Genomic DNA, 20,026 nt, shown 5'->3' with positions numbered 1-20,026 from the left:
AATAAAAAGTGCCTCCAGCCGGCGCCGTGCGCCGACTGCATGCTACAAAAAAAGGAGCGTTCCGCATGAAGCATGCGATTCGCCACATCCATTTCGTGGGCCTCGGGGGGGCCGGCATGAGCGGCATCGCCGAAGTGCTGTTCAACCTGGGCTACGCCATCTCCGGCTCCGACCTGAGCGACAGTCCCACGCTGCACCGGCTGAAGGCGCTCGGCATCCGCACCTGCATCGGCCATGCGGCCGCGCACATCGACGGCGCCGACGCGGTCGTCACCTCGACCGCGGTGCAGGCCGACAACCCCGAGGTGCTGGCCGCCCGCGAGAAGCGCATCCCGGTGGTGCCGCGCGCGCTGATGCTGGCCGAGCTGATGCGCCTGAAGCAGGGCATCGCCATCGCCGGCACCCACGGCAAGACGACCACCACCAGCCTGGTCACCAGCGTGCTGGCCGAGGCGGGCCTGGACCCGACCTTCGTCATCGGCGGCCGGCTCAACAGCGCCGGCGCCAACGCCAAGCTGGGCAGCGGCGACTACATCGTGGTCGAGGCCGACGAGTCGGACGCCTCCTTCCTCAACCTGCTGCCGGTGATGGCCGTCGTCACCAACATCGACGCCGACCACATGGAGACCTACGGCCACGACTTTTCGCGGCTGAAGGGCGCCTTCGTCGATTTCCTGCACCGCATGCCCTTCTACGGCACGGCGGTGCTCTGCATCGACAACCCGGCGGTGCGCGAGATCCTGCCGCAGGTCACCTGCCCCGTCACCAGCTACGGCTTCGCCGTAGACGCCGAGGTGCGGGCGCTGAACGTGCGGGCCGTGGCCGGCAAGATGCACTTCACCGTGCAGCGGCGCAACGGCGTGGTGCTGCCCGACCTGGAGGTGGTGCTGAACCTTGCCGGCGAACACAACGTGCTCAACGCGCTGTCGGCCATCGCCATCGCGGTCGAGCTGAACATTCCCGATGCGGCGGTCGTCGCAGCGCTGGCCCACTTCAAGGGCGTCGGCCGGCGGTTCCAGCCCTACGGCGACTGGCCGGTCGATGCGGCGCACGGCGGCGGCCGCTTCACCGTGATCGACGACTACGGCCACCACCCGGTCGAGATGGCCGCCACCCTGGCCGCGGCGCGCGGCGCGTTCCCGGGCCGCCGGCTGGTGCTGGCGTTCCAGCCGCACCGCTACAGCCGCACCCGGGACTGCTTCGACGACTTCGTGCAGGTGATCGGCCAGTTCGCCGACGCGGTGCTGCTGACCGAGGTCTATGCCGCCGGCGAGGCGCCGATCGTGGCGGCCGACAGCCGGTCGCTCGCCCGTGCGCTGCGGGTGGCCGGCAAGGTCGAGCCGCTTTTCGTGGCCGACGTGGCCGATCTGCCGCAGGCGATCCGCGACAACGCCCGCGGCGGCGACGTGGTGCTCTGCATGGGCGCCGGATCGATCGGCGCCGTGCCCGGCAGGCTGGTCGACCTGCTACAGGAAACAGAGCAAATGGCCGTGGAAGGACAAAGGCGTTGAGCACATTCGATTCACCATTCGCGCCCGACGTGGCGGCCTTCGGCAAGGTGGCCGTCCTGATGGGCGGCGCATCGGCCGAGCGCGAGGTGTCGTTGATGTCGGGCACCGGCGTACTGGCGGCGCTGCGTTCGCGCGGTGTCGATGCGCACGCGTTCGACCCGACCGAGCGCGACCTCTCGGCGCTGAAGGCCGAGGGCTTCGCCCGCTGCTTCGTCACGCTGCACGGCCGCTTCGGCGAAGACGGCACGGTGCAGGGCGCTCTGGAACTGCTGGGCATTCCCTACACCGGCCCCGGCGTGATGGCGTCCGCCATCGCGGTAGACAAGGTCATGACCAAGCGCTTGTGGCAGGCCGATTCGCTGCCGGTGCCGCGCTACGTGCGCCTGGCACCGGACCGGCACTCGGCCGACCAACTGCATGCGGTGCCGGGCGTGCTGGGTTTGCCACTGATCGTCAAGCCGCCGCGCGAGGGCTCGTCCATCGGCGTGACCAAGGTGCGTGAGGCTGGCGCGCTCGGCGCCGCGGTGGCGCTGGCCGCCCGCTACGACCCCGACGTGCTGTGCGAGGAGTTCATCGACGGCGAGGAATACACCTGCCCGGTGCTTGGCACCGGCGCCGAGGCGCACGCCCTGCCGGTGGTCCGCATCGTCGCGCCGGGCGGGCTCTACGACTACCAGAACAAGTATTTCACCGACGATGTGCGCTACGACTGCCCGAGCGGCCTGCCTGCTGCCGAAGAGGTCGAACTGCAGCGCTTGGCGCTCGCCGCCTACCGCACGCTGGGCTGCCGCGGCTGGAGCCGGGCCGATTTCATGGTCCGCGCAAGCGACCGGCAGCCCTTCCTGCTGGAGATGAACACCTCGCCCGGCATGACCTCGCATTCGCTGGTGCCGATGTCGGCGCGCGCCGCGGGCATCGGCTACGAAGAACTGTGCCTGCGCATCCTCGCGACCGCGTCGCTCGACTACGCCGCCACCGTGCGGCATTCGCACGCCGTGCAGGCCTGAGAGATCCATGGCCGATACGCTGCCGCAACCCTTCGACGTCCGGCTCATGAACGTGACCGCCGCGGTCCTGTTCCTGGGCTGCGTCGCGCTGGTCGTGGCCGCCTGCGGCTGGTGGGTGGTGCGCAACCCTGCGTTCGCGCTCGGCAGCATCGTCATCGAGGGCGACCTGGCCCACAACAACGAGGCCACGCTGCGTGACCATGTCGCGCAGAAGCTCGAAGGCAACTTCTTCACCGTCGACATCGCCGGCACCCGCGCGGCCTTCGAGCAGGTGCCGTGGGTGCGCCGCGCCGCGGTGCGCCGCGAGTTCCCGAACCGGCTGCACGTGGTGCTGGAAGAGCATGTGCCGGTCGCCTTCTGGGGGCCCGACACCGGCTCGGCGATGGTCAACGACCACGGCGAGGTGTTCGACCCGAAGGTGGCCGATGCCGAGGACGACACGCTGCCCCGCCTGGGCGGCCCCGACGGCCAGGCCCGCGAGGTGCTGGCGATGGAGCGCCGGCTGGTGCCGGTCGTCGCGCCGCTCGAGATGCCGCTGGAAGAGCTGCTGCTCTCCAACCGGGGCAGCTGGCGCGCGACGTTGGCTGGCGGCGCGGTGGTGGAGCTGGGCAGCGGCACGCCGGAAGAGGTGGAGACGCGGCTCGGCCGCTTCGTGCGCACCCTGAAGGACGTGACCGCCAAGTACGGCCGCAAGTCCGACGCGCTCGAGGCCGCCGACCTGCGCCATGCCGACGGCTATGCGCTGCGGCTGCGCGGCGTGACCACCGTCAGCGCCGAAGTCGCGGCCCGGCCGAAGCCGGTGCCTCGGCCCAGGCCGGCAGTCCCGGCCGCGCCCAGGAAACCGACAGCGCCCGAGAAAAACGACATATAGCGCACAGCACAAGAATTACGGGATCACATATGGCAAAAGAGTACAAAGATCTGGTGGTGGGGCTCGACATCGGCACGGCCAAGGTGATGGTGGTCGTGGCCGAGGTGCAGTCGGGCGGCGACCTGAAGCTGGCCGGCCTGGGCGTGGCGCCGAGCCATGGCTTGAAGCGCGGCGTGGTCGTCAACATCGACGCGACGGTGCAGAGCATCCAGCAGGCGCTCAAAGAGGCCGAGCTGATGGCCGACTGCAAGATCACCCGCGTCTACACCGGCATCACCGGCAGCCATATCCGCGGCCTCAATTCCAGCGGCATGGTGGCGATCAAGGACAAGGAAGTCACCCCGGCCGACGTGGCCCGGGTGGTGGAGACCGCCAAGGCGATCAACATCTCGACCGACCAGCGGCTGCTGCTGGTCGAGCCGCAGGAGTTCGTGATCGACGGTCAGGACGTGCGCGAGCCGATCGGCATGAGCGGCATCCGGCTGGAAGCCAAGGTGCATATCGTCACCGGCGCCCAGAGCGCGGCGGAGAACATCGTCAAGTGCGTGCGCCGCTGCGGCCTCGATGTCGACCAGTTGATGCTGAACCCGCTGGCCAGCAGCCAGGCGGTGCTGACCGACGACGAGCGCGAGCTGGGCGTGGCGGTGGTCGACATCGGCGCCGGCACCACCGACGTGGCGATCTTCACCGGCGGCGCGATCCGCCACACCGCGGTGATCCCGATCGCGGGCGATCTGATCACCAGCGACATCGCGATGGCGCTGCGCACGCCCACCAAGGATGCGGAAGACATCAAGGTCGAATCGGGCGTCGCCAAGCAGCTGCTGGCCGATCCCGACGCGCAGGTGGAGGTGCCGGGCCTGGGCGACCGCGGCCCGCGCATGCTGAGCAAGCAGGCCCTGGCCGGCGTGATCGAACCGCGCATCGAGGAGATCTTCTCGCTGGTGCAGCAGGTGATCCGCGAGTCGGGCTACGAGGAAATGCTCTCGTCGGGCATCGTGCTGACCGGCGGCAGCGCCGTGATGCCCGGCATGGTCGAGCTGGGCGAGGACATCTTCCTGAAGCCGGTGCGCCGCGGCGTGCCCAAGTATTCGAGCGCCTTGGCCGACATGGTCAGCCAGCCGCGCGCCTCCACCGTGATGGGCCTGATGGAAGAGGCCCGGCTGGCGCGGCTGCGCGGCTTCAAGGTGGCGCAGAAACATGGCTCCGTGAAGACGGCTTTCGGCCGCTTCAAGGACTTCATCGTGGGGAATTTTTAATGAACCCCCAGGCTGCGCGCTGCGCGTCTTCGCCGACCCGCTTGCAGGGGGCGGCACCGGTGGCCCGGCAAAGCCGGCTCCACGGTGCCCCTGGTACGTCGCGCGCTTTCTGCTCCGCAGGAGCCTTGGCATGAGCTATTCCTGCAAGCCCTGGCTGGCACGTGGCAGCCCGCCGCCGTCCGAGCGGCGTTGGCGATGGCGACGCTCCGGCCCGCCGGAGCCCGCCGCATGACCCGATTTTCAGATTCCCTTCCATTCCCGCATCCGTCCGCACCAGTTTCAAGGAGATTCACATGAGCATCGAAATGATCGAAGTAGAAGAGTTCAACCAAGGCACCCAGATCAAGGTGATCGGCGTCGGCGGCGGCGGCGGCAACGCCGTCGAGCACATGATCGACCGCGCGGTGCAGGGCGTCGAATTCATCTGCGCCAACACCGATGCACAGGCCCTGTCGCGCACCGCGTCGCACCGCACCATCCAGCTCGGCCACAGCGGCCTGGGCGCCGGCAGCAAGCCCGACAAGGGCAAGGAAGCGGCCGAAGCGGCGGTGGACGACATCCGCGCGGCGATCGACGGCGCCCACATGCTCTTCATCACCGCCGGCATGGGCGGCGGCACCGGCACCGGCGCGGCGCCCGTCATCGCCCGGATCGCCAAGGAGATGGGCATCCTGACGGTCGGCGTGGTCACCAAGCCGTTCGAGTTCGAAGGCGGCCGCCGCATGACCAATGCCGACGCCGGCCTGCTGGAGCTGGAGGCGAACGTCGATTCGCTGATCGTGGTGCTGAACGAGAAACTGCTCGAAGTGCTGGGCGACGACGTGACCCAGGACGAGGCCTTCGCCCATGCCAACGACGTGCTGAAGAACGCGGTGGGCGGCATCGCCGAGATCATCAACGTGCCCGGCCATGTGAACGTCGACTTCGAGGACGTGCGCACCGTGATGGGCGAGCCCGGCAAGGCGATGATGGGCACGGCCGTGGCCGACGGCCCCGACCGCGCCCGCATCGCGGCCGAGCAGGCTGTCGCCTGCCCGCTGCTGGAGGGCATCGACCTGTCGGGCGCCAAGGGCGTGCTGGTGCTGATCACCGCCGCCAAGGGCAGCCTGAAGCTGTCGGAATCGAAGCTGGCGATGAACACCATCCGCGCCTATGCCTCGCCCGATGCGCACGTCATCTACGGCACCGCCTACGAAGACAGCCTGGGCGACCAGATCCGCGTCACCGTGGTGGCCACCGGCCTGTCGCGCGAAGGCCAGCAGCGCCGCACCGCGCCGCCGCTGCAGGTGCTGCGCACCGGCACCCACGACATGGCGTTCAACCTGCCGGTGGGCGTGTCGGGCGGCGCGATCTCGGGCAACCACCTGAGCGGCGTGTCCCAGGCCGACTACGGCAACATGGCCGTGCCGAGCGTCTGGCGCACCAACCGTACCCAGGCGGCTGCCCGGGTCGATGCGCTGGCTTCCGGCGGCATGGACGACCTGGAAATTCCGGCGTTCCTGCGCAAGCAGGCCGACTAGATCTAGCTCCCCCCAGGCTTCGCACTTCGTGTCTTCGCCTCCCCCTCGAGGGGCGGTGCTGGCCGACCGGCGGAGCCGGATCGGCGGCACCCTGGGGGTTCGGCTCGTGCTGCGCACATCGCCTTTTTGGAAGGTGTGCGCTTTTTGCTATCTGCGGGATAGGCGGGGGAACGTCCCTGCTTTACCTGGGCGCAACCCGCCAAAACTAGAATCCGGGCCTATGTTGCAGCAACGCACTCTCAAGACACTGACCCGCGCCGTCGGCGTGGGCCTGCACAGTGGCCAGCGGGTCGAGCTGACGCTGCGGCCGGCGCAGCCGGACACGGGTATCGTGTTCCGGCGGGTCGACCTGCCGGAGCCGGTGGACATTCCGATGGCGGCCACCGCCGTCACCGACACGCGGCTGGCGTCGACCATCTCGACCGGCAGCGCCAAGGTGCATACGGTGGAGCATTTGATGTCGGCCTGCGCGGGGCTGGGCATCGACAACCTGTATGTGGACATCACGGCCGAAGAGGTGCCGATCCTCGACGGGTCGTCGTCGTCCTTCGTGTTTTTGCTGCAGAGCGCCGGCATCGAGCTGCAGCGCGCGCCCAAGCGTTTTATCCGCGTACTGCGACCGGTGGAGGTGCGCCAGGGCGAGGGCGCTGCCGCCAAGTTGGCGCGGCTGGAGCCGTACCACGGCTACAAGCTGAGCTTCGAGATCGACTTCGACCACCCGGCGGTCGACCTGACCGGCCAGCGCGTCGAGTTCGATTTCGGCGTCGGCAACTACAGCCGCGACATCGCCCGCGCCCGCACCTTCGGCTTCACCAAGGATGTGGAGACGATGCGCTCCAGCGGCCTGGCCCTGGGCGGCGGTCTCGACAACGCGATCGTGATGGACGACTACAAGGTCTTGAACAGCGACGGTCTGCGCTACGACGACGAGTTCGTGAAGCACAAGATCCTCGACGCCATCGGCGACCTGTACTGCGTCGGCCGCCCCCTGCTGGCCGCCTACAGCGCCTTCCGCTCGGGCCATGCTATGAACAACCAGCTGCTGCGCGCCCTGCTGGCCGAAGAAGCCAACTACGAGATCGCCACCTTCGCCGACGAGCGCCAGGCCCCGCGCGGCTTCGCGCAGATGGTGCGGGCGTGGTAGGGGGTGAGGTATCGGGATTCGGGTTTGACCGGCCCTGGCTAAAAATTTAGGGGTGCGCACCCGCTGGTGCTTACATCCGTCGGTAGATCCCGAATGTCAGGCACATGATGGTGATCATCGGGATTGTCGCGGAGAAAGCCGCTGTGACGCCAAATCGATCGGCGAGCGCACCCAGAGTGAACGACGCAAGCTGTCCACCCAGGGTAAGAGAAACAACCATCAACATCGAAAGCGTGGCGCTTGACGCGGGATTCCGATCCATGGCCCGCCCGAGAAATATCGGAAACAGACCGCCAATCCCACTGCCTAGCAGGAAGTTTCCGATCAACATCGAGGGGACGGTCTTTCCCATGACAACAAGGGCTTCGCCACTCAACGCAAGGAAAAGCATCGCCCATTGAGCACGAGCGGATTGCACGCCTTCGTCAAATAGGATGATGGATAATCTTGAGACGATCATTCCGGCAGTGAAGACCGATATGCAGAAACGCGCGAGGTCCGGTCCCATGCCACCTTCGATCGCATAGGTGACGAACCATACATTCTGGGTCCATTCGACTGTGCCGAGCGAGAAGCTGGCAATCGCCAATACCGCGACTTCGGCAAAGGGCGGCGCACCGTGGCCAGCTTCGGTTTTTTCGATGGTGGTGGCCGATCTTGCAGAGCGCTCAGCGAAACGGCGTTGCGTGAATTGCCAAAAGAACAGGATTCCAACGGCTGAAAATCCGATGGCGAGCACCAGGTAAAAAGTTTGCCACTGCATCTGCCGGTGCAACAGGGCCACAATGGCAAGTGGGGCCGCCATGTTTCCGATACTGAATACGACATCGAGGACTGCCAGAGCCGAAGATCGGCGTTCGGCGAAGAGATCTCCGAAAAGCGTGTGCGATGCAGTGAAGATCGATCCGCCGCAAAGTCCAAGAGCGAGATAGAGCGCGAAAAAATGGCCTGCGTATATCGTCGCGAACTGCAGCAGCGACAAAACAGCGGTAACGCAGGACAGCACCGCGAGAACCAGGACCGCTCCATATGCCCGCAATAACACCGTGGCTGTGAAAGAGCCGGCGCTGAAGCCAATGGACCACAGGACAAAAAGCATGCCTGCCATGAATGGCGACAAGGAAAAATCCTGCATCGCATTCGGAAGCAGCGCGCCTATCGAGACGCCCAGCAAACCCCAGAAAAAGAAAGATATGCTGGCCGAAGCGCCGAGGAAATATCGGTTATTTGTCAAAAAGGATTACTGTTTTGAGCTGCGAGGTGAGGTGATAGTTTTCAAAAAAATGGATGATCTCATTCGGCTTCCAAAAAGACATGTCCTTGGTCATGATCCAGGCGGGATCGATAATTTTGCTGAGCAGTAATTTCTTGGCGGTTCTCATGACGAAGGCCGTGTGATGCATAGGGAAGTGGTCGACATCGAAGCCGGCCGACGACAGCGTGATGCCCTTGGCCAGCATGAGCCAGGTATCGAATTGCTGAAGGGTCTGGGAGGCACCGTACAGCACGTATTTGGAACCCGGTTTCGTTGCACGCATGGCCGCACGCCGAGGGCATGATTCCGCATCGATATTCACCAATGGCGGCAGCGCGTCGAAAACATAGTCAAAGACGTTGTCTTCCGATTCGCAAAGTTCGTCAGTGGATCCAAATACCATGTCGGCATAATTTTTGCGGGCGATGTCCTGATGCGCCGGATTGTTTTCGAGAACCGCAACAGACTTCGTAGCATGGAGATTTTGCAGGATCGCTCCGGCGATCGCGCCGCAAGGGCCGCCGCCCAGCACGAGCACGCGGCTGCCGACCGCGGGAGGATGGGAAAGAATGGATCGAAGCACGGCCGTAATCGGCTCGATCAACGGGGCGTCGCGATCCGCCAGTTCGGCGGGGAGCGCAATGGCGGCAGCACGTTCGTCGTCGCGGAAGTAGCGCCCCGTCTTGAAGGGTGAAGATCGCAAATCCCCGGCAAAGAGCGGTCGCAAAGCGCGATACTCGGCCAACCCGCCAAAATCGGTCTGTCCGAAGTAGGCAAGGCGCTGGTCAAGCAGCGAGGACGGGCAGTCGTCCCCTGTGTCGACAACGGTGCCGCAATATTCGTGACCCAGAATGGCCGGGTACTGCTCGGCCGACAGATTTCCGTGAAAATGGGAAATGTCGGTGGAGCAAATAGAAACTGCCGATGTTTTAAGAAGAACGCCATCTTTCGGCGTCTCCGGGATTGCGCGGTGCGATACGGCAAGCTGGGTTGGGGCGCTAAGCTCGATAACTTGCATAGTGCAGGACATGGAAATCTCCTCTGAGCGCAGCGCTGACCAAACAGGGCGTATTCACACTTTAAGCGCAGAATCCTGGATTTCAATGGACGAGGGTGGAATGCGGAGAACTGCTGGTGAGCAGCTCCGTTAGAACGTCGGCGGAGACCGTACGCCCAAGCCCTGGCGGGGCGACCGTCGATTTAGCGACGATGGCATCGAGCTGCATCCGGCTGTGTGTCCGTGCCCCTGGGCGGATACACGCTCTAGTAGCTCCGGCCATCCTTGTACATCGCATGCTGGCGCCGCTGCAGCGGCGCCACCGCGGCCAGCTTGGCCATCGCATGCCCTGCATGCGCCTGAATGATCGCCAGGCCCAGCGCATCGGCCGCGTCCGGTCCCGGCAGGCCGGGCAGCTGCAGCAAGCGCTTGACCATCTCCTGCACCTGGTTCTTGGCCGCGCGGCCGTGGCCGACGATCGCCTTCTTCATCTGCAGCGCGGTGTACTCCGTCACCAGCAGCGGCTCTTGCCGTGCTACCAGCGCGGCGATACAAGCACCCCGCGCCTGGCCCAGCAGCAGGGTGGACTGCGGGTTGACGTTGACGAACACGATCTCGACCGTGGCGATTTCGGGCTTGTAGCGCTCGACCACCTCGCGCACGCCTTCGTACAGCACCTTGATCCGGCCGGGCAAATCGCCCAGCGGCAGGTGGGTGGTGCGGATCGTGCCGCTGGCCACGTAGGCCAGGGCATGGCCCTCGGCATCCACCACGCCGAAGCCGGTGGTCTGCAGCCCCGGGTCTATTCCAAGAATGCGCATGCTATGTTTTTTATAGCTAGTAGCCGTTGCCAATCGACGGCTACACGCTCTAAAGATCGTAGTATCAGCGGCGGACAAATGCTGGCGCAGCCGCTTCAACGCGTCGGCGTGCTGGCCGCCGCGGGCAGTTCCGGCAGCAGCGACGGCGCGACCGACGTGGGCGACACGGGCGTCGTTTCGGCAGACGAGGGTGGATCTTCCATGCCGCTTTCGGTTGGGTCCGTCACCGGGGCGGGGGGCGATGCGGAGGGAGATTCGGCGGGCAGGGCCGTGTCCGACGAAGAGGCGGCCGGTGCGGGCGCTGCGGCCGCTGCCGGCGTGGGTGCCGGCTGCAGCCGTGCGGCCCGGGCGCGCAAGGCAGCGTTGTCGGGGTCCAGCACCAGGGCACGGGCATACCGCTGTTGTGCCAGCGCCAGGTACACGTCGCCCAGGTTTTCATATGCCACGGCGTAGTCGGGTTTGAGGCGCAGCGCGGCTTCCAGCGACTGCAGCGCCGCGTCCCACTGGCCGTCGGCGGCCTGCAGCGCGGCCAGGTTGTTGAGCGGCTCGGGCAGGGCGGGGTAGTCCTGCGTCAGCTCGCGCAGCGTGGCCAGGGCGGCGGCGCGCCGTCCCAGAGCCGATTCGGCGCGGGCCTTGACGAAGCGCATCTGCGCATCGCGCGGGTGGTTCTGCAGGAACGCGTCGGCCTTCGCCAGGGCCTCGGCGTTGCGGCCTTTGCGCAGCAGGGCGTCGGCGGTCTCGGCGGCGTGGGTGGGGGAGGTGCAAAGTGCGCCGAGCAAGGCCAGCACAGGCAGCAGGCGGGCGGCGGAGCGGTGGGATCGGGTCATGGTGTTACGGTGTTCAGGGCGCCTGCACCGCGCCCATGCGGCCGACGATGGTGGCCGCGCGCTGGCCGAGGTAGGCCGATTGCGGCGCGCGTTCGAAGAATTTGGGGCGGGGCAGCATCACCGCCAGCCGTGCCGCTTCGACCGGGCTCAGCCGGGCGGCGGGCTTGCCGTAGTAACGCTGGGCGGCGGCCTCGGCGCCGAAGACGCCGTTGCCCCATTCCACGCTGTTGAGGTACAGCTCCAGGATACGCTGCTTGGAGAGCAGCGCGTCCAGCAGCAGCGCCAGGACCAGTTCCTGGCCCTTGCGCAGCAGGGTGCGCTCGCCCGAGAGGAACAGGTTCTTGGCCAGCTGCTGGGTGATGGTGGAGCCGCCGTAGACCTTGGGTGTCGGGGCGGTGCCGCCCGCTCGCCGGGCCCGCCGCGCGGCGCGCTCGGCGGCGATCGCATTCTTCTGCCAGGCGCCTTCGATCGCGCCCCACTCCACGCCGCGGTGCTCGGCGAACGAGGCGTCTTCCGAGGCGATCACCGCCCGCTTCAGGCTGTCGGCGATCCGGTCGTACGGCACCCAGGTCTGGCGCCACTGCACCGGTGCGTCGCCCCGCGCCAGGCGGAAGGCCTCGGAGCGCTGGAACGCGGTCGATCGCGGATCGATGATCGCCATCGCCGCCACCCGCCCGACGAAGTAGAGCTGCAGCCCCAGCCCGGCCAGCAGCACCAGCCCCATCAAGCGCAGGGTGGCCTTCATCGCGCGGTGCCCTGCCATTGCGATGCGGGCCGGCTCCGGTGGCGGGTAGGAGGCATGCGGCGCGGGTCGGGCTAGGCCATTTCGGCGCGCAGCGCCGCCAGCACGTCCTGGGTGGGCGGCTGCACGCCGCGCCAGAAGCGGAACGCCTCGGCCGCCTGCTCCACCAGCATGCCTAGGCCGTCGCGGGGCGCGGCGCCGTAGCGCTGCGCCCACGACAGGAAGGGCCGCGACGCGGGGCCGTACATCATGTCGAGCGCCAGCGTGCCCGGCCGCAGCACCAGCGGCGGCACCGGGATGCCGCCACCCTCCAGGCTGCTGGAGGTGGCGTTGACGACGATGTCGAAGGAGTCGTCCAGTTCTGCGATCGGCACCGCCTCCAGCACAGTGCCGCAGGCGCGGGCCCAGGCGGCATGGCGCGCGACCAGCGCCTCGGCCCGGGCCGGGGTGCGGTTGACCACCACCAGCCGCGCCGGCGCCGTCGCCACCAGCGGCCCCAGCGCTCCGGCCGAAGCGCCGCCCGCGCCCACCAGCAGCACGCTGCTGCCGGCCAGCGGCACGCCGGCATTGCGCTCGATGTCGGCCACCAGGCCGGCGCCGTCGGTGTTGTCGGCATGGATGCCGTCGGTCTCGAAGCGCAGGGTGTTGGCGGCACCGGCCAGCAGGGCGCGGTCGGTCAGGCGGTGGGCGAAGCCGGCGGCCTCGAACTTGAACGGCACCGTCACGTTGCAGCCCCTGCCGCCGCTGGCCGCGAAGGTGCGCAGGCCGTCGACGAAGCCGTCGAGCGGCACCAGCAGCCGGTCGTATTCGATCGACTCGCCGGTCAGGCGCGCGAAGGCGGCGTGGATCCAAGGCGAGCGGCTGTGCGCCACCGGGTTGCCGACCACGCAGTAGCGGTCGGGCGTGGCGCCCGCCGTCACGGCGCGGGTTTCCGAGGGGATTACGTCAGCGGACATTGGTTTCCAGTGTGGCGTCGCGGGTGAACTTGAAGCGCGAGACGACCGCGATCTGGTCGGCCTTGGCGCGCATCGCGGCATCGAACGGGCCGAACGGCGCGGCGCTCCGTGCGATGGCCTCGGCGCGGCGGTCGAGCACCGCGTTGCCGGAGGTCTGCACGACGTCGGTAGCGAGCACGCTGCCGTCGAAATTCACCGTGATGATCATCGTCAGCTCGCCGTAGAGCTTCTTGCCGGCGGCCTCGGGGAAGTTGACGGTGCCGCGGTCTTCCACCTTGTGGCGCAGCGCGTCGTAGTACACGGCATAGACCGCCTCGCGCGTGGCGGGGCTCACGTAGCGCTTGCGGGGCCGGGCGTTCTCTTCGTTGATGCGGCGTTCGATCTCGGCCAGCAGCTTGACCAGCTGGCGGTGCTTTTCCTCCTGGGCCTGTTTCTCCGCCGATTCGGCGGGCTTGCGCGGGTCGGGCGGCGGCATCGAGGCGATCTGCTGGCGGATCTGCGCCAGCAGCTGCATCTGCTGCTCCTGCATCGCATCGACCTGGCGCTGCGTCTCCTCGAAGCTCTCGCCGATGGTTGTCAGCGCCGAGTAGGGCAGGGGCGAGGCGGCGCGACCGGCGGCCGCCTCGCCGCCACCGGCCAGCGACGCCTGCGCGATCGCCTGGGCTTTTTCGGGCGGCGGCTCGTTGGTGCGGGCGTTGACCAGGATCACGTCGAGCGGCGTGTCCTGCAGCACCCGGCTGAACGCCTCGGGGTCGACGAAGCGCACGGTGAGCAGCACCGCGTGCGCCGCGATCGATGCGCCCAGCGCGATCTTCAGCGGCGAGAGGGAGGCGAGAAATGTGCGCAGCGACACGGGGGCTCCGGTAGAGGGGCGGCGGGTATGCGTAAAGGGACGGGGCGGGGTCGGGTGGTCAGGGCGCGGCGTCGGCCGGCGCGGGCGCCGCGGCCTCGTTCACGTCCAGCGCGATCGCGATCGGGCCGGCCACGGCTTCCTCTTCGCCCGACTCGTCCTCTTCCTCGGCCGGTGCCGCCTCGGCATCGAGTCGCTCGACCACGGTGCCGTGCACGTCGAGCGCGATCTCGTCGATCTCGCCCAGCCGTACCCGCACCCGGGCGCCGCGCGGCAGCTGCTGGCTGCCGAACACCGGCAGCACCAGCGGCAGCGCATCGGCGCGCACCAGCACGCCGCCGCCGGGCAGGTTGTCCTTGAAGACGGCGCAGTCCAGCTCGGTGATGCCGTTCTGCTGCAGGTACTTGAGCGTCCAGAAGCGTTCCATGCCGCCCTGGTGGGCGTTGTAGGCGCTGTAGGCCGCGTCGAAGCCCGAGATGATCGAGAACAGCTCGGCACCCTTGGGCTTGAACGGCGCGGCCAGAGCGGCGGTGCGACCGTGGCGGGCGGCGGCGATGATCTGCCACTGGTTGACCAGATCGACATAGCGGCGCAGCGGCGAGGTGCTCCAGGCATAGCTGGGCACGCCGATGCCCGCATGCGGCAGGGCCTTGGTGCCCATGCGCACCTTCACGCCCGGCAGCATGCTGGCCTGGCTGCGGTAGATGCCGGGCACGCCCAGCGCGCCCAGCCAGTGGCCCCAGGTGCTGTTGGCCAGGATCATCGCCTCGGCGACGATCAAATCGAGCGGTGCGCCGCGGCGGCGGGTGGTGATCTGCACTTGCTCGGCGCCGGTGGGTTCGCTGCCGTCGTGGTCCTGCAGGCGGAAGTTGTAGTCGGGCCGGTTGAAGTTCTCGGGCTTGCCGCGCACCACCTCGCGCCGGGCCTTCAGGGTTTGCGCCAGGCGGAATAAAAATGATAGCGCGTCGCCGGCGCCGGGCAACGGCTCCAGGGGGTTTCGGTGCCTGACAGCGGCATCGGTGAGCCACTGCTCGGTGATCAGGTCGTCGAGCTGGTCGTGGCGCAGGTTGGCGACCACCGGCACCCGCTCGATTTTCGTCTCGGTGCCGGTGATCTCCAGCGTCGCCTCGTCCATCGCCACGTAGAGCGACACGGCCGGCCGGGCCTGGCCTGCGCCCAGGGTGTAGCGCTGCACCACCTCGTCGGGCAGCATCGTGATTTTGTGGCCGGGCATGTAGACGGTGGAGAGCCGGTGGCGGGCCACCTGGTCGATCGCGTCGCCCGGCGCCAGCACCAGGCCGGGCGCGGCGATGTGGATGCCGACCGTCACCGTGCCCGAGCCCAGGCCCTGGACCGACAGCGCGTCGTCGATCTCGGTGGTCTGCGAATCGTCGATCGAGAAGGCCTCGACGCCCGCGGCCAACGGCAGCGCGTCGTCGGCGATCTCCGGCGCCTGCAGCGGCGGGAAGCCGGTGCCCCTGGGGAAGTTGTCGAAGAGGAAGCGCTTCCAGTGGAACTCGTAGGCCGAGGCGATCGCGCCGGCCTTCTGCAGCAGGTCGAGCGGCGCGGTTTGGGTGGCGCGGGAGGCCTCGACGACGGCCTTGTACTCGGGCGTATTCTTGTCGGGCTTGAACAGGATCTTGTAGAGCTGGTCGCGGATCGGCTGCGGGCATTCGCCGCGGCCGAGGGCGGCGGCCCAGTCGTCGATCTGCTGGGCGACCAGCTTCTTCTTCTCGATGGCGGCCAGGGCCTGCTGCAGGATCTCGGCCGGCGCCCGCTTGAAGCGGCCCTTGCCGGCGCGGCGGAAGTAGTGCGGCGCGTCGAAGAGCCGGAGCAGCATCGCCACCTGCTGGACCAGGGTTGCGTTGGCGCTGTAGTAGTCGCGGGCCAGGTCGGCGAAGCCGAATTCCTCCTCGGAGGCGAACTCCCAGGCCAGCTCCAGCTCGATCTCGGGCGCCAGCGCCTGGGCCTCGGCCAGCAGCGCCGCCGGCTGGGGTTTCTCGAACTTCAGCAGGATATGGGCGGCCTTGACCTTGACCCGCTTGCCGGAATCCAGCTCCACCTGCGCGGAGGACTCGGCCTCGGAGAGCACACGCCCGGCGAGAAATTTGCCGGCTTCTTCGAACAATGCATACATGGGGCGGGATTCTCCCATCCCTGGCGCCCGGAGGCTGGGCGGCAGAAGGCGTCGAAAGCGAGAAGGGGCCCCAGCGAGGACAGTTTTTGCCGGATTCGCCGCCGCATAGCAGCGCTATGGGGCAAGAAGCCGGTGAAAAATGGACCGCTGCGGTCGCTTCGCAGCCGACGATGCTTTTGCCGCCCAGTCTCCTAGGCTCATTCCAGGTCGAGGAACGCGCAGACGGCGTCGATATGCCGGTCGAAATCCGAGATCGCATGGTCTCCGCCGGGCAGCACGGTGCGGGTGGCGCCGGCGTAGCGGGCGTCCATCTCCCGCCAGCTCAGCACCTCGTCGCCCTGGGCGATCAGCGCGAACTGGCGTGCCGGGTCCACCAGCGGCGGCACCTGCAGCGCCCGCAGCTCGTCCACGTGGGCCGGGGCGAAATAGAAGTTCTCTTCCGGCGCATGCCAGGCGGTCTGCTGCCCGATGTAGCGGGCCAGGTCGCGCGCCGGGTCCACCGCCGGGTTGATGAACACCGCCCGGGCGCAGCCGGTGTGCGCTTGCACCCAGCTGGCATAGAAGCCGCCGAGCGAAGAGCCGACCACCGCCATCGTGTCGGCGGGCCAGCCGTGCACGCCCTCGGCCACCGTGCGCATCGCCTCGGTGGGGGAGGGCGGCAGCTGCGGGCACCACCAGCGCACCGCCGGATGCCGCCCGGCGATGCGCGCGGCCATCGCCCGCGCCTTGGCAGATTGGGGAGAGGAGCGGAAGCCGTGCAGGTAGAGCAGGTGGGTGGTGGGCATCGGGAAAGACTTCGTTAGAGTCCCAGTGGGGCCTCGATAGGGAAGGCCCGTCGGCAGCAGGGCATGCGCACGTTGCGGCGATACCGATCGCATCCAACCGCCGCCCACCGGCGTACAGGGGATATACGCTACGGCTAGGATCGGCGCCGGCCACGGCAAGATTCTGCCCCTGCTCACACCCGTTTCGCTCCTTTCGGGCCGCCACCGGCGGCGATCCTCTTGCCAGACATTGCCCCTTCGGATCCTGCCGCGCTGGCCCCTCCTGGCGACGCCGCGCTCGAATTCCTGCTGCGGCGCATGCGGCACCGCAGCGACTTCCCCGCGCTGTCCGAATCGGTGGTCCGGATCCTTCGGACGGCCGATTCCGACCGCGAGAGCCTTGCCGACCTGACCCAGGAGATCCTGAAGGACGTCGCCCTCACTCAGAAGCTGCTGCGCCTGGTCAACAGCGTGCAGTTCGCCCGGTCGGGGCAGGGCGCCATCGGCACCATCTCGCGTGCGGTGAGCCTGGTCGGGTTCAACACGGTGCGCAACCTGGCGCTCAGCCTGTTGCTGCTCGACCAGATGCAGAACAAGACGCATGCCCAGCAGATGAAGGAGGAGTTCGTGCGCGCGCTGGTGGCCGGGGCGGTGGCCAGCGAGATGTCGCCCGATCGCCGGGAGAGCGAAGCCGCCTTTCTCTGCGCCGTGTTCCAGCGCCTGGGCCGGATGTTGGTCCGCTTCTATTTCCAGGAAGAAGCCGACGAGATCGGGCGGCTGCTCGCGTTGCCCGGCGCACCCGCCGGCGAAGAGGCCGAGCAGGCCGTCTCGGCCCAGGTGCTGGGCCTGGGCTACGAAGACCTGGCCGTGGGCGTCGCCAAGGCCTGGGCCTTGCCCGACACGCTGCAGCGCGGCATGCGCCGGCCCGTCGGCCAAATGCCGGCCCGTGCGCTGGAAGACCCGGCCGAGCGGCTGCGCTGGGGGGCCGCCCTGGCCGGCGACGTGGCCGCTGTGGCCGTGGCCGCCGATCCCGCCAGCCTGCTCGACAGCCTGCGCGCGGTGGCGCGGCGCCATCCTGTATTGGCCAAGGGCGGCGCCAACGCCCTGGCCCGCGCGGCGGCCGAGGCCCGGCGCCGCACCTCCCAGCTGACCCGGGCGATGGAGCTGCGCCTGGAAGCGGGTTCCGCCACCGCGATCTGGCTGCAGCCCGAGCCACCGGCCGAGGAAGTGCCGGCGTCGGCCGAGCCGCTCACCGTGGAGCAGCTGCGCGGCAGCTACGCCCAGGCCCGCGCCGAGCGCGCCGCCGGTACCGCGCCGGCCGCAGAGCCTTCGCTGGCGGCCGCGTCCCCGGTGGCGCCCCGGCCCGCGCCATCCTCCGCCGAGGTGCTGTCCGCAGGCGTGCAGGAAATCGTCGACGCGATGGCCGGCAGCGGCATGCGGCTCGATGACATCGTGCGCATGGTCATGGAGACGATGCTGCGCGGCCTGGGCTTTCGCTGCGTGGTCTTCTGCCTGCGCGACAACCAGGCCAACGTGCTGCAGGGCCGCTTCGGCCTGGGCGAGGGCCAGGCCGCCGCGGTACGGGCGCTGCGGGTGCCGCTGGGGCACCCAGAGCGATCTGTTCGCGGCCGTCTGCCTGCGCGGCGGCGACCTGCTGGTGGCCGACACCACCTCGCCGCGCGAACTGCAGCGCATGCCGGCCTGGTACCGGCAGCACTTCGACGCCGGCGCCTTCGTGCTGCTGCCGCTGATGCGCAACGACAAGCCTTTCGCCCTGCTGTATGCCGACCATGCGCAGCCGGGCGGCATCGTGCTGGACGACCGGGGCTTCGCGCTGCTGCGCACCCTGCGCAACCAGGCGGTGATGGCGTTCCGGCAGGCCGGCTGATGGCCGCGGTGCTTCCCGGCGGGCGGGATAATCGCCGGATGTCCGCTGTCTTCGATAAGCCCTCCTGGGGCAAACGCCTGCTTCCGCTGTTCCAGGGCTTCGACTGGTGGCTGGCATCGGCGGTGGCGCTGCTCTGCGGTGCCGGCCTTGTGACGATGTATTCGTCTGGCTTCGACCACGGCACCCGCTTCCTCGACCACGGCCGCAACATGCTGCTGGCCGGCGGGATCATGTTCGTGGTGGCGCAGGTGTCGCCGCAGCGGCTGATGTCGTTGGCGCTGCCGCTCTACGCTCTGGGCGTGGCGCTGCTGGTGGCGGTGGCGATGTTCGGCATCACCAAGAAAGGCGCCACCCGCTGGATCAACCTGGGCATCGTGATCCAGCCGAGCGAGATTCTGAAGATCGCCATGCCGCTGATGCTGGCATGGTGGTTCCAAAAGCGCGAGGGCCAGCTGCGGCCGCTCGACTTCCTGGCGGCCGGCCTGTTGCTGGCGGTGCCGATCGGCCTGATCATGAAGCAGCCCGACCTGGGCACCTCGCTGCTGGTGCTGGCGGCGGGGCTCTCGGTGATCTTCTTCGCCGGCCTGTCGTGGAAGCTGATCCTGCCGCCGGTGCTGGTGGCGGCGGTGGGCATCCTGCTGGTCGTCTGGTACGAGCCGCAGCTCTGCGCCCAGGGCGTGCGCTGGTCGGTGCTGCACGACTACCAGCAGCAGCGCATCTGCACCCTGCTCGACCCCACCAAGGACCCGCTGGGCAAGGGTTTCCACATCATCCAGGGGATGATCGCGATCGGCTCGGGCGGCGTCTGGGGCAAGGGATTCATGGCCGGCACCCAGACCCACCTGGAGTTCATTCCCGAGCGCACCACCGACTTCATCTTCGCGGCCTTCTCGGAAGAGTTCGGCCTGCTCGGCAACGGCCTGCTGATGGCCGGCTTCGTGTTCCTGATCTTCCGCGGGCTGGTGATCGCGGCCCAGGCGCCGACGCTCTTCGCGCGTCTGCTGGCCGGTGCGATGACGATGATCTTCTTCACCTACGCCTTCGTGAACATGGGCATGGTCAGCGGCATCCTGCCGGTGGTGGGCGTGCCGCTGCCCTTCATCAGCTACGGCGGCACCGCGATGGTGACGCTGGGCATGGGCCTGGGCATCCTGATGTCGATCGCGCGGGCCCGGCGCCTGATCCAGACCTGATGGGGCGGGTCCCCACTGCCGAGGCCTCCACCGCCGCGGCCGTCGCCGCGCTCACCGGCGCACTGGCGCTGAGCCAGTTCTTGCGCAGTTGCCTGTCGGTGATCTCACCCGAGCGGTCTGCGCCCGATCGTGAGGGCCCACGGCCGCCGTCGATGCGCAGCCGCGGCTTGGGTATCCTCAACACCTTCGTCTTCCTGGTTCGGCCCTGGTCTGGGCCGGCCTCGGCCGAATCGCCGAGGCCGGGCAGCGCCACCGCTGGACGCCGATCACAACCTTCGGCTGGA

At 68.2% G+C, this 20,026-nt stretch carries 17 protein-coding genes and 1 pseudogene; 9 read left to right on the top strand and 9 right to left on the bottom strand.

The window, feature by feature from the left end:
- The first annotated feature begins 65 nt into the window (after positions 1–65).
- The 6 genes from murC to lpxC all read left to right on the top strand — a co-directional run bounded on the left by murC (position 66) and on the right by lpxC (position 7,312).
- The gene (murC, locus tag DFQ15_RS04410; protein WP_110464813.1) at positions 66–1,511 is read left to right on the top strand and encodes a UDP-N-acetylmuramate--L-alanine ligase; all 1,446 of its coding nucleotides are present in this window, start codon (positions 66–68) and stop codon (positions 1,509–1,511) included.
- Between the two features lie 59 nt (positions 1,512–1,570).
- Positions 1,571–2,518, top strand: a complete 948-nt coding sequence (locus tag DFQ15_RS04405; protein WP_233504281.1) for a D-alanine--D-alanine ligase — start codon at positions 1,571–1,573, stop codon at positions 2,516–2,518.
- Between the two features lie 7 nt (positions 2,519–2,525).
- A complete protein-coding gene (locus DFQ15_RS04400; RefSeq protein ID WP_110464811.1) occupies positions 2,526–3,389 on the top strand; it encodes a cell division protein FtsQ/DivIB in 864 nt (287 codons plus the stop codon).
- Between the two features lie 29 nt (positions 3,390–3,418).
- Positions 3,419–4,648, top strand: a complete 1,230-nt coding sequence (gene ftsA, locus DFQ15_RS04395; RefSeq protein ID WP_110464810.1) for a cell division protein FtsA — start codon at positions 3,419–3,421, stop codon at positions 4,646–4,648.
- Positions 4,649–4,941: 293 nt separating this feature from the next.
- Entirely contained in the window at positions 4,942–6,168 is a 1,227-nt protein-coding gene (ftsZ, locus tag DFQ15_RS04390) for a cell division protein FtsZ (protein ID WP_055840538.1), read from the top strand.
- A gap of 220 nt (positions 6,169–6,388) precedes the next feature.
- Positions 6,389–7,312 (top strand): UDP-3-O-acyl-N-acetylglucosamine deacetylase, encoded by a 924-nt coding sequence (gene lpxC, locus DFQ15_RS04385; RefSeq protein ID WP_110464809.1) that lies wholly within the window; start codon positions 6,389–6,391, stop codon positions 7,310–7,312.
- Positions 7,313–7,382: 70 nt separating this feature from the next.
- On the opposite strand, the gene DFQ15_RS04380 is transcribed toward lpxC, so the two are convergent.
- The 9 genes from DFQ15_RS04380 to DFQ15_RS04340 form a co-directional block, all read right to left on the bottom strand.
- Positions 7,383–8,546 carry an MFS transporter gene (locus tag DFQ15_RS04380; RefSeq protein WP_199399809.1) on the bottom strand — a complete coding sequence of 388 codons (1,164 nt, stop codon included), beginning with the start codon at positions 8,544–8,546 and terminating at the stop codon, positions 7,383–7,385.
- Positions 8,536–9,597 carry an alcohol dehydrogenase catalytic domain-containing protein gene (locus tag DFQ15_RS04375; protein ID WP_110464808.1) on the bottom strand — a complete coding sequence of 354 codons (1,062 nt, stop codon included), beginning with the start codon at positions 9,595–9,597 and terminating at the stop codon, positions 8,536–8,538. The genes DFQ15_RS04380 and DFQ15_RS04375 overlap by 11 nt, the downstream gene beginning before the upstream one ends.
- A 233-nt stretch (positions 9,598–9,830) precedes the next feature.
- Positions 9,831–10,385 (bottom strand): crossover junction endodeoxyribonuclease RuvC, encoded by a 555-nt coding sequence (ruvC, locus tag DFQ15_RS04370; protein ID WP_110464807.1) that lies wholly within the window; start codon positions 10,383–10,385, stop codon positions 9,831–9,833.
- A gap of 95 nt (positions 10,386–10,480) precedes the next feature.
- Positions 10,481–11,212, bottom strand: coding sequence for a tetratricopeptide repeat protein (locus DFQ15_RS04365; RefSeq protein WP_110464806.1), 732 nt, complete (start codon positions 11,210–11,212; stop codon positions 10,481–10,483).
- Between the two features lie 13 nt (positions 11,213–11,225).
- Entirely contained in the window at positions 11,226–11,957 is a 732-nt protein-coding gene (gene mtgA / locus DFQ15_RS04360) for a monofunctional biosynthetic peptidoglycan transglycosylase (RefSeq protein WP_110464805.1), read from the bottom strand.
- 71 nt (positions 11,958–12,028) lie between these two features.
- On the bottom strand, positions 12,029–12,910 hold the full coding sequence (gene aroE / locus DFQ15_RS04355) for a shikimate dehydrogenase (RefSeq protein WP_374941004.1): 882 nt from the start codon (positions 12,908–12,910) through the stop codon (positions 12,029–12,031).
- Entirely contained in the window at positions 12,900–13,763 is an 864-nt protein-coding gene (locus DFQ15_RS04350; protein ID WP_110464803.1) for an energy transducer TonB, read from the bottom strand. Before DFQ15_RS04350 ends, aroE begins: the two co-directional genes overlap by 11 nt.
- Positions 13,764–13,821: 58 nt before the next feature.
- Entirely contained in the window at positions 13,822–15,897 is a 2,076-nt protein-coding gene (locus tag DFQ15_RS04345) for a ribonuclease catalytic domain-containing protein (protein ID WP_110464802.1), read from the bottom strand.
- Between the two features lie 197 nt (positions 15,898–16,094).
- Positions 16,095–16,682 carry a YqiA/YcfP family alpha/beta fold hydrolase gene (locus DFQ15_RS04340; RefSeq protein WP_110464801.1) on the bottom strand — a complete coding sequence of 196 codons (588 nt, stop codon included), beginning with the start codon at positions 16,680–16,682 and terminating at the stop codon, positions 16,095–16,097.
- Between the two features lie 297 nt (positions 16,683–16,979).
- Between DFQ15_RS04340 and DFQ15_RS17680 the strand changes: the two are divergent.
- The 3 genes and pseudogenes from DFQ15_RS17680 to rodA form a co-directional block, all read left to right on the top strand.
- Positions 16,980–17,570: pseudogene (locus tag DFQ15_RS17680) on the top strand (HDOD domain-containing protein); the annotation flags it as partial.
- A gap of 535 nt (positions 17,571–18,105) precedes the next feature.
- On the top strand, positions 18,106–18,549 hold the full coding sequence (locus DFQ15_RS18175; RefSeq protein ID WP_374941005.1) for a GAF domain-containing protein: 444 nt from the start codon (positions 18,106–18,108) through the stop codon (positions 18,547–18,549).
- A gap of 38 nt (positions 18,550–18,587) precedes the next feature.
- Positions 18,588–19,742, top strand: a complete 1,155-nt coding sequence (gene rodA, locus DFQ15_RS17675) for a rod shape-determining protein RodA (protein ID WP_233504280.1) — start codon at positions 18,588–18,590, stop codon at positions 19,740–19,742.
- Positions 19,743–20,026: the final 284 nt, after the last annotated feature.

Source organism: Xylophilus ampelinus (assembly GCF_003217575.1).
Taxonomy (GTDB): domain Bacteria; phylum Pseudomonadota; class Gammaproteobacteria; order Burkholderiales; family Burkholderiaceae_C; genus Xylophilus; species Xylophilus ampelinus.
This window is presented reverse-complemented; position numbering and strand designations above follow the sequence as displayed.